This is a genomic window from Thermoanaerobacterium sp. PSU-2 (assembly GCF_002102475.1).
Lineage (GTDB): Bacteria > Bacillota > Thermoanaerobacteria > Thermoanaerobacterales > Thermoanaerobacteraceae > Thermoanaerobacterium.
This window is the reverse complement of sequence record NZ_MSQD01000008.1, coordinates 85,784-101,305: the sequence shown is the minus strand read 5'-3', so window position 1 is coordinate 101,305 and position 15,522 is coordinate 85,784. Positions and strand designations below refer to the sequence as shown.

Annotated in this window: 13 protein-coding genes; 11 read left to right on the top strand and 2 right to left on the bottom strand. The window is 33.5% G+C overall.

Translation table 11 applies throughout. The features are described from left to right. Positions 1-16: 16 nt before the first annotated feature. Positions 17-2,110 (bottom strand): methyl-accepting chemotaxis protein, encoded by a 2,094-nt coding sequence (locus tag BVF91_RS07980; RefSeq protein WP_085112901.1) that lies wholly within the window; start codon positions 2,108-2,110, stop codon positions 17-19. Between the two features lie 658 nt (positions 2,111-2,768). Here BVF91_RS07980 and BVF91_RS07975 point away from each other — a divergent pair. The 7 genes from BVF91_RS07975 (at position 2,769) to BVF91_RS07945 (ending at position 10,732) form a co-directional block, all read left to right on the top strand. Then, positions 2,769-4,031, top strand: coding sequence for a sugar ABC transporter substrate-binding protein (locus BVF91_RS07975; protein ID WP_085112900.1), 1,263 nt, complete (start codon positions 2,769-2,771; stop codon positions 4,029-4,031). Between the two features lie 49 nt (positions 4,032-4,080). After that, the gene (locus BVF91_RS07970; protein ID WP_013787422.1) at positions 4,081-5,001 is read left to right on the top strand and encodes a carbohydrate ABC transporter permease; all 921 of its coding nucleotides are present in this window, start codon (positions 4,081-4,083) and stop codon (positions 4,999-5,001) included. 4 nt (positions 5,002-5,005) lie between these two features. Beyond that, on the top strand, positions 5,006-5,887 hold the full coding sequence (locus BVF91_RS07965; RefSeq protein ID WP_085112929.1) for a sugar ABC transporter permease: 882 nt from the start codon (positions 5,006-5,008) through the stop codon (positions 5,885-5,887). Between the two features lie 123 nt (positions 5,888-6,010). Next, the gene (locus BVF91_RS07960; protein ID WP_085112899.1) at positions 6,011-6,994 is read left to right on the top strand and encodes an acyl-CoA dehydratase activase-related protein; all 984 of its coding nucleotides are present in this window, start codon (positions 6,011-6,013) and stop codon (positions 6,992-6,994) included. Continuing rightward, positions 6,991-8,073, top strand: coding sequence for a 2-hydroxyacyl-CoA dehydratase (locus BVF91_RS07955; protein ID WP_085112898.1), 1,083 nt, complete (start codon positions 6,991-6,993; stop codon positions 8,071-8,073). The genes BVF91_RS07960 and BVF91_RS07955 overlap by 4 nt, the downstream gene beginning before the upstream one ends. A 101-nt stretch (positions 8,074-8,174) precedes the next feature. Further along, positions 8,175-8,993, top strand: a complete 819-nt coding sequence (locus BVF91_RS07950; RefSeq protein ID WP_085112897.1) for a helix-turn-helix domain-containing protein — start codon at positions 8,175-8,177, stop codon at positions 8,991-8,993. 14 nt (positions 8,994-9,007) lie between these two features. Further along, positions 9,008-10,732: a glycoside hydrolase family 13 protein gene (locus tag BVF91_RS07945; protein WP_085112896.1), complete on the top strand. Its 1,725-nt coding sequence runs from the start codon at positions 9,008-9,010 to the stop codon at positions 10,730-10,732. Positions 10,733-10,804: 72 nt separating this feature from the next. On the opposite strand, the gene glgP is transcribed toward BVF91_RS07945, so the two are convergent. Beyond that, positions 10,805-12,424 (bottom strand): alpha-glucan family phosphorylase, encoded by a 1,620-nt coding sequence (gene glgP, locus BVF91_RS07940; RefSeq protein ID WP_085112895.1) that lies wholly within the window; start codon positions 12,422-12,424, stop codon positions 10,805-10,807. Between the two features lie 185 nt (positions 12,425-12,609). On the opposite strand from glgP, the gene BVF91_RS07935 reads away from it, so the two are divergent. From BVF91_RS07935 to BVF91_RS07920, 4 genes are all read left to right on the top strand, one after another. Next, positions 12,610-12,846 carry a hypothetical protein gene (locus BVF91_RS07935; RefSeq protein ID WP_014758238.1) on the top strand — a complete coding sequence of 79 codons (237 nt, stop codon included), beginning with the start codon at positions 12,610-12,612 and terminating at the stop codon, positions 12,844-12,846. Between the two features lie 88 nt (positions 12,847-12,934). Continuing rightward, positions 12,935-13,900, top strand: coding sequence for a DNA-binding protein WhiA (whiA, locus tag BVF91_RS07930; protein WP_085112894.1), 966 nt, complete (start codon positions 12,935-12,937; stop codon positions 13,898-13,900). Beyond that, a complete protein-coding gene (locus BVF91_RS07925) occupies positions 13,893-14,159 on the top strand; it encodes an HPr family phosphocarrier protein (RefSeq protein ID WP_014758240.1) in 267 nt (88 codons plus the stop codon). Before whiA ends, BVF91_RS07925 begins: the two co-directional genes overlap by 8 nt. A 50-nt stretch (positions 14,160-14,209) precedes the next feature. Next, on the top strand, positions 14,210-15,517 hold the full coding sequence (locus tag BVF91_RS07920; RefSeq protein WP_206199038.1) for a DRTGG domain-containing protein: 1,308 nt from the start codon (positions 14,210-14,212) through the stop codon (positions 15,515-15,517). Positions 15,518-15,522 lie beyond the last annotated feature (5 nt).

Below are 15,522 nucleotides of genomic sequence, written 5' to 3'. Positions count from 1 at the left end.
TTAATTTATTCTTAATTTATTTACTTATCTTAAATTTGTTAACAGCAGCCATTAATGTGTTAGCAATAGCATTTAAATCTCTTGCATATTTTGATATTTCATCTATCGCTTCTTTTTGAGTTTCAGCAGATGAAGAGATTTCTTCAGTAGATGCTGCCGTTTCTTCAGTTACAGATGCTATATTTTCAATAGATGTTATCATATTAGTTTTACTTTGCGATATCCTCTCCATCGAATCATTTAATCTTTTTAGTTCACTGACAATACAATCTACAGCTGACTGAATATCATAGAAAGTATGTATTGTTTTGTCCAATGCTTTATTTTGTTCTTCTATTGATGAGGTAGTATCTTCAACAATTTTATATGTTGTATCTATGTTAGTTTGTATCTCTCTTATTATCTGTTCTATAGTATTAGCTGCTTTCGATGACTGACTTGCGAGTTTTCTGACTTCATCAGCAACAACAGCAAATCCTTTGCCGCTTTCACCTGCTCTTGCTGCCTCTATAGCAGCATTTAGTGATAGAAGATTAGTTTGATCTGCAATTGAAGTTATTGTTTCTACGATATTGCCAATTTCTATTGATTTTTTCTTTAAGTATGAAGTCGATTCTTTTACTTTATTTTGCATTAAATCAGTTAATTTAGATTTCTCACTTAAATCTTTTATATTTTCGATTCCTTGATTAGTAGCGTAAATTACATTGTTTGTTTCATTATTTATGTTTTCTGAATTTTTAATTGCAATATCTACATGTTTACTTAATTCATCTGTAAGTGCTGCACTATTTTCAGCATCTTTAGCTTGTTCTTGAGCTCCTTCTGCAATTTCTTTCATTGCAATAGCTACTTCGTTTGTTATTAATTCTGCTTTTTTTGATGAAGAAGTCAATTTTTCGGAATATAAATTAACATTGTTTGCGGCATTAAATACTTCTATTATGAGATTTTTAATGCCATCAATCATTTCATTAAAACCATTTGCAAGTAATCCAATTTCATCTTTTGCTTTTATATTTATTTTTTGAGTTATGTTTCCTTCTGAAGCTTCATTCATGGTTTGCATGATCTTCTTTATATTAGATGTAATGCCTTTTGAGAAGAAATATGCTATTAGAAGCCCTATCAGGAGGCATATTAAGCTAAATAAAATTATATTGTATTTTATTTGTGACACACTATCATTGAGTTCTGAAGAATTCATATCAATAACTGCTTTCCAACCGAAGTTGCTGAGATTTTTTATCGTTGCAAATTTTACTATTCCGTTATCAGTATATTGAAAAGTGGTATCATTTAAAGAAATCATCTTTTTGCCATAATCTCTTTTGGTTATATATGTGAAAAGGCTATTTTTATCTTTACTTGCTAATATAATACCGTCTTTTGATAAAATATATACATTTCCAGTTTTACCTATCGCAATTGATGAAATCATATTAGAAAGGGAATCAAGGTTAATATCAAAGGCTAAAACACCTATTACATCAGAGGCGGCAGATGTTAATGAGCTTTTAATAGCTTTTGATACAGTAAAAACTGCACTGTTTGTACCATTATTGCTGTAGGGCCCTGTCCATATTATTGAGTCAGGATTTTCTATTGCATCTTTGTACCATTTTTGTGCGGTTGGGTCATAATTTGAATCAAGAGGTAAATCTGGTGATTGAATCATTTTTTTGTCAGGTGTTGCAAAATAGATTATTGATATTTTACTGTTTTTTGCATTTAAAATATTGGTAAATAAGTCTTGAAGATTTTGCTTATCTGTTGTAAAATCTGTTTTGCCGTAACTTAATAATTGACTGTTATCAGATAGAATGGTAAGCTGAGTTTCTACATCATTTTTAAAAAGATTTACATAATTATTTATAAGCCCAAGAGTATCCTTGTTAGAAACGTCGATGCGAGCTTTTAGAATTTGAGTAGATTTGTTTGCAGACATATAACCTGTAAATGTAAGTGGCAAAATTATAATTAAAGCAATAAAAACCATTAACTTAGTAAAAATGCTTTTGTTGTTTATTACAAGTTTTTGTAAATTTGGTTTGATTAAAGCTGGTTTTTGCTTACGAGTGGTTTGAGGTGTTAACAATTTTTTGTTCATAATTATTCCTCCTCTAAGTTAAATAAGCAAAGAACACAAACGATTGCATAATAATATTATAACATTAATACATAAAATTGCAAATGGAATATATAGAATAGTTTGAAATTAACATCGCTTTGTTTATATTTAATGAAATTTAATAAAAATTGTAATTGCAAAAATTTAAAAACAATTATATAATAGCATTGATTGAAATGTTAAGTAACTTTTGTAATAAACAAAAATAATAATTTTTATAAAAAGTATATTGACAATATTTGAATCTGGAGATACAATTATATTAAAGGTGGCGCAAGCGATTGCAAATTTTATTTGCAGTTAGGCGCTTTTAAAAATAGTGTTAAAGAAAGCGATTGCTGTAATTAAATAGTAATCACTAAGGAGATGATGTTAGTAAAAGATTATGATTGTGAAGTTTGTCTGCAGCATTTTTAGTTAATGTACATCAATTTGTCATTATGTTGAAGAAAGATAGAGTGTGTTGTCGTTTTATTTGGTTGTAGAACTGATATGTAGAAAATCTATGTAAAGCAGTGACAGATATGCAATAACTACACATGTAAACATTGTAATAAAAGCTTATATTGAAGTTTGAAGTAAAATTTTGGGGTATACCCAAAAAATCATAAAATTTTATTTTGTGAGGAGGATTTACATGAAAAAGTACACAAAAATTTTTGCAATACTTACTGCCATGGTATTGCTATTATCAGTTGTTTTAACCGGCTGTGGTAGCAGCAAGACAAATGAATCAAAGTCTTCAGATAATAGTTCTAATAACACTGCTCAAACGCAGCAAAAAAAGGAGCCAGTTGAATTAACAATATGGTCACATTTGACAGATCCTGAAATAGCTAAGGTACAAGAAATCGCTAACAAATGGGCTCAAGAGACAGGCAATAAAGTAAAAGTATTGGCTGATCAGAGTGATTTCCAGGCATTTTCTACGGCAGCTCAGAGCGGTAAAGGGCCAGATATTATGTTTGGATTGCCCCATGATAATCTTGGAACATTCCAAAAGGCTGGACTTTTAGCGGAAGTACCTGACGGAGTCATTAATAAATCTGATTATGTCCCGATGAGCATAGATGCAGTTTCATATGATGGAAAAATGTACGCAATACCATTATCAATGGAGACATACGGACTTTTCTACAATACAAGCAAAGTTCAAACTCCTCCAGCTACACTTGACGACTTGATTAAGCTTGGACAGCAAGTTGGATTCCAGTATGATATAAATAATTTCTACTACAGCTTTGCATTTATGGCTGCTTATGGTGGTTATGTATTTAAAAATAATGGAGGAGCTCTCGATCCAAATGATATAGGGTTGAATAATGATGGTGCGAAAAAAGGTTTGTCTTTGATAAGGGATTTTGTAAAAACTTATAAGTTTATGACTGCCGATATTAAAGGCGATATAGCTAAAGGCAATTTCCAAAACGGAAAGATAGGACTTTATATAAGTGGTCCATGGGATGTTGATGGGTTTAAGAAAGCAAATGTTCCTTTTAAAGTAGCTCCATTGCCGACAGTCGATGGAAAGCCGATGCCTTCATTTGCTGGTGTACAGGCAGCTTTTGTAAGCGCTAATTCTAAACATCAACAAGAAGCGTGGGATTTATTAAAATATCTTGCTCAAAACACAGCATTGCCTCTTTTTGAAACAGGTAATAGAATCCCAGTTCTCAATTCTGTGTTAAACAATGATGAGGTTAAAAACAATGATATTTTAAATGCATTTGCTGAACAAGCTAAGAATGCTATTCCTATGCCAAACATTCCTGCTATGACAGCAGTTTGGACACCGGCTGGTAATGCACTGCAGCTTGTAACATCAGGTAAGGCTACTCCTGATAAGGCCGCAGATGATATGGTCAATCAGATAAAGCAGGGTATTGCTACTCAGCAATAAATAAAGGGGCTAAGTGCCCCTTTCCAATTATTTTAGAGGAGGACATTTTATGAAGACAGGAACAAAAATTCGGGACAAATTGACACCTTATGCGTTTTTGTCACCTGCAATATTATCAATGACGGTATTAAGTTTCTTACCTATTGCATATACTATATATATTGCGTTTACTAACTTCAGCTTAAATCATTTTAAACAATATCAGTTTGTAGGATTTAAAAACTTTATAGATATTATCAATGGACCGTTAAGAACGGTTTTTTTACCAGTGCTTTTATGGACGGTGGTTTTTGCAGCGATAGCAACATTGGCTAATTATGTCATAGGTTTATTTTTAGCGGTTTTACTCAACAACAAAAATATGTGGGAAACGAATATTTATAGAGCCATACTTATAATTCCCTGGGCATTGCCATCAACAATTGCAATATTAGCTTGGCAGGGCCTGTATAATCAAGATTATGGTGGAATAAATACTTTGTTAAGTTACTTGCATATTTCAAAAATTCCTTGGCTTACTGATCCGTTCTGGGCAAGAGTGGGAATAATAATTGCCAGTGCGTGGATGGGATATCCCTTTATGATGAATGCATCTTTGGGTGGATTACAAGCTATACCACCAGAATTATATGAAGTAGCAGATTTGGATGGTGCTACTTGGTTTCAAAAGTTAAGACTTATAACACTTCCTATGCTTATGTCATCGGCGCTGCCACTTATTATCTCATCATTTGCTTTTAATTTTAATAATTTCGGTTCTGTGTTTTTGATAACTGGTGGAGGTCCTCCAAGAACAGATACAGCTTTTGCTGGTACTACAGATTTACTTGTAAGTGCGGCTTATAAAATGACTATGCAATTTAATAGATACGATTTAGCATCAGCATTGTCAATAATTATATTTTTGATAATTGGGACATTAAGCTATGTAAATATGAGGATGACGCATGCATTTGAGGAGGTGGACTAGATTGATGGATTCAGCTAATGCAAATATGAATAAAAAGAAATTAAAAGAAGATCGAAAAATGCGTCCAAATGAGAAAGTTACTTTGTGGGTTAGCAGAGTTATAATCTGGATTTTTATTGTAATAATTCTTTTCCCTGTAGCATGGGTTGTAGGTGCTTCGTTAGGGACAGGTGATGCTTTCTTCTCCGGTACGATTTTTCCAAAGCAAATAAGCTTTCAAAATTATATAGACTTGTTTCAGAAAACACAACTATTAACATGGATAAAAAACAGCATGATTTTGTGCTTTGGTGTGGCGATCATACAATCTATTTTAACATCTACTTCCTCATATGCATTTAGCAGAATGAAATTCGTTGGAAGAAAAAATGGATTAATGACCCTTTTGATTTTACAGATGTTTCCGACATTTATGTCTTTGCCAGCGATATATGGAATTTTGGCAAAATTAGATTTGCTCGATAATTTATATGTATTTGTTTTGGTGCTTGCAGGTGGTAGTGCTTTTAATATATGGCTTCTAAAGGGGTATATAGATGGATTGCCAAAAGAACTTGATGAAGCGGCACTGGTTGATGGTGCATCATATTGGCAAATATTTATTAGGATAATATTGCCACTTACTGCACCTATGCTTGTTGTAATATTTTTGTTTAGCTTTATAGGGACATATAGCGAATTTATATTATCGAGTGCTGTACTGAAATCACCTGAGAGTTATACTGTAGCACTTGGACTGCAAAGATTTATTACAAATCAATTTTCAGCCCATTGGACATTATTTGCGGCAGCGTCTGTTATAGCATCATTGCCTCTTGTAATCATATTTATGGCGTTGCAGAGGTATTTGCAGCAGGGACTTGCAGCTGGTGCTGTAAAAGGATAAAATGTTACACATGGAACAAATTGTAAACACTGGAATACATTCCGGTGTTTTTTTGTATATTATGGTTGTTTAATGTTAAAAATAATAGTGTTTTGATTTTATTAAAATACTTGGAGGTAAGAGATGAGTAAAAAAGTTGGTATTCCAAAAGGGCTTTTATACTACAACTTTTATCCTATGTGGAAAACATTTTTTGAAGAACTGGGTGCTGAAGTGGTTACTTCCAGTGATACATGTAAAAAAATAATTGATGATGGCATCAAGACTTGCGTGGATGAAACCTGCCTTCCTGTCAAGACATTTATGGGTCATGTGATTGATTTGAAGGAAAAGGGTGTTGATTATATATTTGTTCCAAGAGTCATAAGCGTAGAAAGGCGTAGATATCTCTGCTCAAAATTTTTAGGTTTGCCTGACTTAGTGAGAAATCTGATTTCTGATTTGCCACAAATAATAGATATGAAGATTGATTACTATCGTGGAGAAGAGTTTATGGAAAGAGAAATTTTGAGAGTTGGCAAACTGTTTGTTGATGGCACAAGTAAAATTAAAGATGCATACGAAAAATCTTTAAAAAGGCAAAGGACTTTTGAATGCATTATTAGAGAAGGATTTTCAAATACAGAAGCAATAAAAATTATGGAAGGGAAAAAATTAGACGCAAATACAAAAGGGGATTTAAAAATAGCCTTATTAGCTCATTCCTACGACATAATGGATGATTATTTATCTATGGGGTTGATAAATAGGCTTAAGAATATGGGAGCTTATGTGCTTACGACAAATATGATAGAAAGGGATAAAATTGAAAAGGGCGCCAGCAAACTTCAAAAAGATTTATTTTGGAATTATGGAAGGGATATTTTAGGTGCAGGTAAATATTTTATCGAGAGTGAAGACGTGGATGGTGTAATTTCTGTTTCAGCATTTGGATGTGGACCAGACTCTATTACTGAAGATCTTTTAGAAAGAGATTATAAAAGAGATGGCAAGATTCCATTTATGTCCATAACCATTGATGAACATACTGGTGAGGCAGGTTTAAATACTAGGTTAGAAGCATTTATTGATTTATTAAGATGGCGCAAAGGAGAGATTATGGCATGAAAATAACATATCCACATATGGGTTCGTTAAATATGATATTAAAGACGATGTTTGAAGGAATCAATGTAGAAGTTGTGGAGCCGCCACCTGTGACTAATAAAACCCTGTCAATTGGAGTAAAATATTCACCTGAGTTTGTCTGTCTTCCATATAAGATAAATCTGGGGAATTTTATAGAAGCACTTGAAAACGGTGCTGATACTATAATAATGTTGGGTGGCATAGGACCTTGCAGGTTTGGCTATTATGGGCAAGCACAAAAAGAAACATTGATAGATTTAGGGTATAAGTTTAACATGATAATATTAGATCCGCCTCATGGAAGGTTAGTTGATTTTTTAAAAGAACTTTCATCGTATTTTCCAGACGTATATTGGAAAGATGCTTTGAAGGCTTTTATTTTCGCTGTTCAAAAAATGATAATTGCTGATAAGTTTGAAAAAAAGCTTTTAATCTTAAGAGCACATGAGAATGAAATAGGAATTACGACTAAAATTTTTGAAGACTACATGGAAAAAATAAAAAATGCGAAAAACAAAAAAGAGCTAGATAGCATTTACAAAGAAGGCTTGGAAAAGTTGAAACAAAATGCAACCATAAAAAGGGAAATTCAGCTTAAAGTCGCTTTAGTAGGGGAAATATATCTTATGCTTGAACCTTTTTCTAATTTAGATATTTTAAGATCGTTGAATGAATTAGGCATAGAAGTTACTAAAACTGATTTTCTCTCTGATTATTTAATAAACAGTGCTTTTAAATTGCCTCAAAGAATGGAATTTAAAAAATATGCGCATGGGTATTTAGAAAGGGATATTGGTGGTCATGGTTTAAATACAGTTGCAAACACTGTAAAATATGCAGAAAAAAATTACGATGGAATAATACAGATTTTTCCTTTTACTTGTACGCCTGAAATTGTCGCACAGGGAATAATCGCCAAAGTAAGCAGTGATAAAAACATACCGGTTATGTCACTAAGCTACGATGAAAAAACCGGTGAAGCAGGGTATCAGACGAGATTAGAGGCATTTAAAGATTTATTGGAGAGACGGAGATTGAAAAATATAAAAAAATATTAAATTTTTTATCTGGATATCGAAAAAATTATAAATTATTGGTATACTTATATTTGTATATAAATAGATTATTTTTTATGGAAGATCGACGATGAGGTGATTTTATGAATGAACTTGGTGATGTACTTAAAAATGCGAGATTAAAAAAAGGCATGACACTTGACGATCTTCAGGAGATTACGAAAATTCGCACGAGATATTTGAAAGCTATAGAAGATGGTGACTTTAATGTAATACCAGCTTTAGTTTATGCAAAAGGGTTTGTTAAGAGCTATGCAGAGGCTGTAGGCTTAGATGCTGGTGAACTGTTAAAAAAATATAGCTATCTTTTTGAGGAACCTAAAGAAAAGGATGATGTAGTACAATATGTGACTACACCTTTAGAAGAAGAAAGCTCTTTTGATTTATCGGCGCTCCTTAGAAGGTTTATAAAGCCATTTATAGGGGTTTTAGTGGTGTGCCTTTTTGCATTTGGCATATATTACATGGTAAGCCAGATAAATAAAGGACTGGCGCCTCTTCCAAGTACAGAGCAAAGCACGAATAACACTACTCATAAATCACAAAATCAAAATAAAAATAATACTACTTCAAGTGATGTTTATAGCAATAATGAGAAGACAACTACGTTTAATTTGGTAAACAGCACAAAAAGCGAATTCGATTATAAAGTTTCACCTGTCGCTGATTCATACAAAGTCGATCTATCTGTACCTGGACAAAAATGTTGGGTTAGTGTGAAAGTGGATGGTGTCAATACCTATCAGTATTTGATGACATCAGGCATGATAAAAACTTTTGATGTCAAAAACAGCATAGAAATCTTGATGGGTAATCCGCCAGATGCTAAAATAACGGTAGATGGCAAAGAAATACCACACATTGATATTCCAGCACCAGTGACTGTAAAACTTGAAAAATGAGAAAGGGGTATTGTATGATAAGACAAGCTATATATCACAAAAGTGATGTTCCGTTTGCATATCCTTTAAATAAGGATGAGCTCCATATAGTCTTAAGAACTGCTTCTACAGATATAAAAAGATGTTACATTTTTTATCGTGACAGATATGATTGGATGGGTAAGTTCAAAGTAAAAGAAATGTTTTTAACTCAATCAAATGAGTTATTCGATTATTATGAAACGACACTTAAATTAAACAAGAAATTTGTATACTTTTTTTACTTAATATCTATGAAGAATGAAAGAGTCTACTATACAGAATCAGGTTTTTATGAGGAGAAGCCAGAAAATAGTTTTCATGGATTTTTCCAGTTTCCTTACATATGTGATATGGATGTTTTTTTTGCACCAAAGTGGACAAGCGATTGCATCATATATCAAATATTTCCTGATAGGTTCAACAATGGAGATAAATCAAATGATCCGGAGAATGTGAGACATTGGGGTGAGAAACCTGAACCAAATACATTTTTTGGGGGCGATATTCAGGGGATTATTGATAAAGTTGAATACCTTAAGGAACTGGGAATTAATGCGATATACATGACGCCAATATTTTTGTCACCGTCAACACATAAATACAATACATCAGATTATTATAAAATAGATCCTCATTTTGGTGATACTAATAAGGCTAAAGAATTAATTGATAAATGTCACAAAAATGGGATAAGAGTTATTTTTGATGCTGTCTTCAATCATTGTGGCTATGACTTTTTTGCATTTCAAGACGTGATTAAGAATGGGAGAGATTCAAAATATTGGGACTGGTTTAATGTTTATGAGTGGCCTATAAAAACAACACCTGTTCCAACATACGAAGCTTTTGCGGATCATGAATGGAGAATGCCGAAGCTTATGACTAAAAATCCTGATGTACAGGAGTATTTGCTTAATGTTGCCGAATATTGGATTAAAGAAGTTGACATCGACGGTTGGAGGCTTGACGTTGCAAATGAAATAGACCATCATTTTTGGAGAAGATTTAGGGAGATTGTGAAAAAAGCCAAGCATGATGCTATAATTGTCGGTGAGGTTATGCATGATGCATCGCCTTGGCTTTATGGTGACCAGTTTGATAGTGTCATGAATTATCCTTTTAAGAATGCTCTTGTTGACTTTTTTGCAAAGAGAAGCATAGATGCAAAACGATTTAATACTATTATGACTGAACAATTGATGAGGCATATGGATGGTGTTAATAGGGCTATGCTAAACCTAATAGGAAGCCATGATACAGAGAGATTTTTGACAATGTGTAATGGCATGGTAATGCGGATGAAGCTGGCATTGGTTTTTCAATTTACATATATTGGAGTTCCATATATATATTATGGAGATGAAGTTGGTATGGTTGGTGGTTATGATCCTGATTGTAGAAGATGTATGATTTGGAATGAAGAAAAACAAAACTTAAAGTTATTTAATTTTTATAAAAAGCTTATTTCTTTGAGAAAGGAAAATGAAGAACTAAGATATGGAACATACAAGACACTTTATGCGAGAGATGGAATTATAAGTTTCAAAAGGGAATACAAAGGTAAATCGATTATTGTAATAATAAATAATAGCAGCAAAGAGCATTCAATATTATTAAATGGCGTACAAGGGAAGATGGATATTTTAGGAATGGGTAAGATAAAAATAAAGGGTAAAATTGTATCATTAGAGCCAAACTGTGCCTATATTTTGAAATAAATTAATGAATATTTTAAGTTAATCTTTATGGAATAAAGCCGGACTATTTGTCCGGCTTAAATCATGGGATATTTAATGTTTTGCATACATTAATTCGTAGTATTCTTTAAGCATTCTATTTGCTGAAAAGGCATCATAGGTTGTTTTAATGCTTTCTCTCATCATATTTTCCCATTTTGCCTTATCGTTGTAATATGTTGGTACAACTTTATTTAACAATACATTGTACAAAGCTTCTAGGTCATGTTTATCTAAAATTTCCACATCATCAGATTCAAATCCATCGCCAAATTGCCAGCCATTTACACCGTCAATGCAAGCTTCAGGCCACCAGCCATCTAAAATACTTAAGTTTAATACACCGTTCATAGCAGCTTTCATGCCAGATGTACCACTTGCTTCCTTTGGCCTTCGAGGATTGTTAAGCCAAACGTCTGAACCTCTTGTCAACATTTTGCCTATTGTCATATCGTAATCTGGAAGAAATACGACACTTTCTGGGTATTTTTTGGTCATCTCAATTAGTTTTGCTACGATTTTTTTTCCAACATCATCTAAAGGATGTCCTTTTCCAGAAAACACCATTTGGATTTTTCTTGATTTTAAGTATTCACCTATAACTTCATCATTTGTGAAAATAAGTTCACTTCTCTTGTAAGGAGCAGCTCTTCTTGAAAAGCCTATTAGCAATTTGTCTGAATCAAGTTTTACACCAGTGCGATCATATACAAAATCAATTAATTCTTGCTTTATTATATTATGTGTTTTCAGGAGATTTTCACCTTTATTGTATGCTTCCGTGATTCTACTATCTACCCATGTTTTTCTGTCAATACCGTTTGTAATTGATATGATTGGAGCCGCATTATCAACATGTGCCCACATTTTATTTGCGGTTTGTCCGTGTAGTTTTGCGACACCGTTTGCAATTCGTGAAAGTCTTAGCCCTGCAACAGTCATATTAAAAGGAACTCCGCCTATTTGAGACATTTGCTCAATTGTTAGACCGTTGTTTGCGCCCATGTACATGAGAAGCTCTATGTTGTGAGATTCGTTCCCTTCAATTACAGGTGTATGTGTCGTAAAGACAACTTCTTGTCGTGTTGCATTCCAAGCTTCATTAAACGTCATATTTTTATTTTCCATTTTCTCCCGTATGAGTTCTAATGCTGCTAATGCTGCATGGCCTTCATTAAAGTGATAGACATCGATGTCAATTCCCAACGCTCTTAAAGCCTTTACGCCACCGATTCCAAGCACGATTTCTTGTGCAACTCTTTCTTCGCCAAACCACCCGTAAAGTTGTCCTGTTATCCATCTATCTCCGTTTTCGGGTATATCCGTATCTAAAAGATACAGTGGTGCATTGTCAAAACTATCTACAAGCCAGACTTTGCAGTATACATCTTGATTTCTAATTTTAACTTTTACTTTCACACCTGTATCTTTTAGAAAATCGTATTTGTAGTTATGATATGCATCATAAGGATAACCGTCTTCGCCTATGTGTTGTTCTGTATAACCTTGTTTCCATAGGATGCCGATGCCTACAAGAGGCATGCCAAGTTCTTTTGCGGCTTTCAAATGATCACCTGCTAAGATTCCAAGGCCTCCAGCGTAAAGTTTAAAATCCGAATGAAGTCCGTATTCCATGCAAAAGTATGCTACTCTTGGAAGTTTTCCTCTGTCCATTTTATACCTCCTTATAAAACTTTTAAGTATATTATAATATTAAAAAATCAGTAATGCAATGGGTTGCACAAAATTTCGTAGATGATGTATGTTAAGTAACCTTATTTGAGATTTGTGAATATTATGCAGTATATATTAAAATATGGCTAAGTGCCATCTTTCCATATTGTAATTGGGGTGAGATTATGGAGGCAAATGGGAGATACGGAAGAGATTATCACTACTATAAAGAATACGAAAAGTTGTATGGAAGCCTTGATATTTTTAGATTTTTAGCTGCAAAAAGGTTAAATGAACTTGGCGAATATGAAGAGTGGAAAGACTATAAAGAATTCAAAGATTGGCTTTCATCAAGAGAAATATCTGACTGGAAAACCTCGAAAGATTATTTAGAGTGGGAAAGAAAAAAGTTAGATTTCTAAATTATTTTTAGACTCCTATAAAAAAATTATAGGAGTTTTTTTAAAATTATGTAGTATAATAGATATAGGACCCTGCGAGGTGATTATTATGTCCTTTTCGTCTATCACAAAAAATGAGCTGTCAAGAATATACCCTGACGATAGCTGTTGCAAATTAGCTGAACTTGCTGCTTTGATAAGAACAATTGGTTCAATATCTATATATGGTCATCAGAGAATTAGTTTAAGCCTTGTAACTGAAAATGCTTCTGTGGCAAGATTAGCATTTAAGCTTTTAAAAGATATATTTAATGTGGTAGCAGAGGTGATGGTGAGGAGAAATAGCCAACTAAAAAAATCCTTAAGCTATTTGATTTTGGTCTCTGACAAGGCTGCAGCAGAGAACATATTGAAAGAAGTTGGACTTTTAAAGTATGACGGTGAAGGCAGTAAGTTAAATTATGGCATAGACAAAAGCATTGTCAGCAAAAAGTGTTGTAAGAAGGCCTACATTAGAGGTGCTTTTCTTGGAGGTGGTTCGATTAGCGATCCGGAAAAGGCGTACCATTTGGAATTTATAACGCACAATTTAGATCATGCTAAGGATTTAAGCAAATTAATAAATAATTATCATTTGCATTCAAAAATTATTGCAAGAAAAAATAATTATGTAGTATACTTAAAAGAGGGAGAACAAATAGTAGATGTCCTAAACATAATGGGGGCACATAATTCCTTATTGAACTTAGAAAATATACGCGTATATAAAGACATAAGGAATAATGTAAACAGGCTTGTTAATTGCGAGACTGCTAATCTTACAAAGACCATCAATGCATCATTGAGGCAGATAGAGAATATAAATTATATAAAGAACAGCGTAGGGCTTAATTATCTCCCGGATAGTTTAAAAGAGATTGCAGAGAAAAGGCTTAAATATCCAGATATAAGCCTTAAAGAATTGGGTCAAATGCTAGATCCTCCTGTTGGAAAATCAGGAGTCAATCATAGATTAAGAAAAATTGAAGAAATTGTATCAAAATTAAAAGAGAGGAGAGTCAATAACTATGACTGAAAAGACAGTAGAAATTAAAAATAAGACAGGTCTTCATGCGAGACCAGCAGCTTTGTTTGTACAAGCGGCAAGCAAATTTTCATCACAGATATGGGTGGAAAAAGAAAATAAAAAGGTAAATGCAAAAAGCATCATGGGTATTATGTCATTAGGAGTTGCACAGGGGAATACAGTGAAACTTATCGCTGATGGCAGCGACGAGCAAGAAGCAATTAAGACACTTGTTGATTTAATTGATTCAAAATTTGGAGAAGAATAATCTAAAAAGGTTTCTTAGGAAACCTTTTTTGCATGAAGGATGATTTTTTTATGACTAAAAATGAGAGGGTGCTGGAGTATCTAAAAAGCCTGCCAGAAGGAACTAAAATCTCAGTAAGGAGTTTAGCGCAGGCTTTAAAGATAAGTGAAGGCACTGCGTATAAAGCCATAAAAGATGCAGAAAGCATGTACATTGTGACAACTATTCCGAGAGCAGGTACCATAAGGACAAAGCCTAAAAGTAAGTCCTTTGATAGACTGACGTACGAGGAAATAAAGAATGTTGTGGATGGAATTGTTTTAGGCGGAGAGAATGGGCTCAATATAGAGCTTAACAAATTTTTGATAGGTGCCATGACAACTGAAGAAATGGTAAAATACATTCAACCAGGTGATCTTATTATACTAGGCAATAGAGATAATGCACAGATGGCAGCATTAAAAGCAGGTGCTGCCGTCCTTATAACGGGTGGATTTGATGCTAAGATGGAAGTCAAAACTTTGGCAGATAAGCTTTCATTGCCTTTGATTTCAACTACGTATGATACATTTACCGTGGCAACCTTAATCAATAAAGCAATCAATGAGAGGATGACAAAAAAAAGGGTACTGCTTGTAAGCAATATTATGTCATCTAATCCTATCTACATGACGACAAATCAGACAGTAAATGATTGGAAGTTATTGTTAAATAAGACAAGTCATACAAGGTATCCTGTTGTAGATGAAAGCGGTACTTTAGTTGGAATAGTTACATCAAGAGAAATAGCCAAAGCTGACGATGATGATAAAATAGGAGACATAATGGCCAGAAATCCAATATATGTCACTGAAACTACGACTGTAGCTTTTGCAGCCCATCTAATGATATGGTGGAATATAGAGGTTTTGCCTGTTACCAATAATAAAGAACTTGTCGGCATCATAAGTAGAGAAGATGTGATAAAAGCTCTTCAGTACATGGCAAAACAGCCTCAGATTGAGGAGACTATCAATGACACATTGCTAAAAGACTTTCATGCTGAGAAAACACAAGATGGGATGAAATTTTATGGTACGATACCGCAAAACATGGTAAACCAATTAGGAACGGTCAGCAGCAGCGCCCTCATGATGCTTATGAGCGAATGCGGCATATCTTCAGTGACGAGAAATAAAAGATTTGATGCCGTTGTAGATAATTTTTTAGTTTATTTTATAAGGCCTCTACAAGCTGAAAAAACAATTGAGGTTAATACTTCTATTATTGACTATAGCGGTAATTTCTGTAAAGTTGAGATATCGGTTTTATACGAAGAAACAATGATTGCAAAAGCGCTGATGTCTTTGAGGCTTTTAAAGAACAAAAAACTTTTTTAAGGTGA

Bases quoted from the DNA above. Each gene is read 5' to 3' on its own strand.
- BVF91_RS07980 (WP_085112901.1), bottom strand. From the start codon at position 2,110: ATGAACAAAAAATTGTTAACACCTCAAACCACTCGTAAGCAAAAACCA.
- BVF91_RS07975 (WP_085112900.1), top strand. From the start codon at position 2,769: ATGAAAAAGTACACAAAAATTTTTGCAATACTTACTGCCATGGTATTG.
- BVF91_RS07970 (WP_013787422.1), top strand. From the start codon at position 4,081: ATGAAGACAGGAACAAAAATTCGGGACAAATTGACACCTTATGCGTTT.
- BVF91_RS07965 (WP_085112929.1), top strand. From the start codon at position 5,006: ATGGATTCAGCTAATGCAAATATGAATAAAAAGAAATTAAAAGAAGAT.
- BVF91_RS07960 (WP_085112899.1), top strand. From the start codon at position 6,011: ATGAGTAAAAAAGTTGGTATTCCAAAAGGGCTTTTATACTACAACTTT.
- BVF91_RS07955 (WP_085112898.1), top strand. From the start codon at position 6,991: ATGAAAATAACATATCCACATATGGGTTCGTTAAATATGATATTAAAG.
- BVF91_RS07950 (WP_085112897.1), top strand. From the start codon at position 8,175: ATGAATGAACTTGGTGATGTACTTAAAAATGCGAGATTAAAAAAAGGC.
- BVF91_RS07945 (WP_085112896.1), top strand. From the start codon at position 9,008: ATGATAAGACAAGCTATATATCACAAAAGTGATGTTCCGTTTGCATAT.
- glgP (WP_085112895.1), bottom strand. From the start codon at position 12,424: ATGGACAGAGGAAAACTTCCAAGAGTAGCATACTTTTGCATGGAATAC.
- BVF91_RS07935 (WP_014758238.1), top strand. From the start codon at position 12,610: ATGGAGGCAAATGGGAGATACGGAAGAGATTATCACTACTATAAAGAA.
- whiA (WP_085112894.1), top strand. From the start codon at position 12,935: ATGTCCTTTTCGTCTATCACAAAAAATGAGCTGTCAAGAATATACCCT.
- BVF91_RS07925 (WP_014758240.1), top strand. From the start codon at position 13,893: ATGACTGAAAAGACAGTAGAAATTAAAAATAAGACAGGTCTTCATGCG.
- BVF91_RS07920 (WP_206199038.1), top strand. From the start codon at position 14,210: ATGACTAAAAATGAGAGGGTGCTGGAGTATCTAAAAAGCCTGCCAGAA.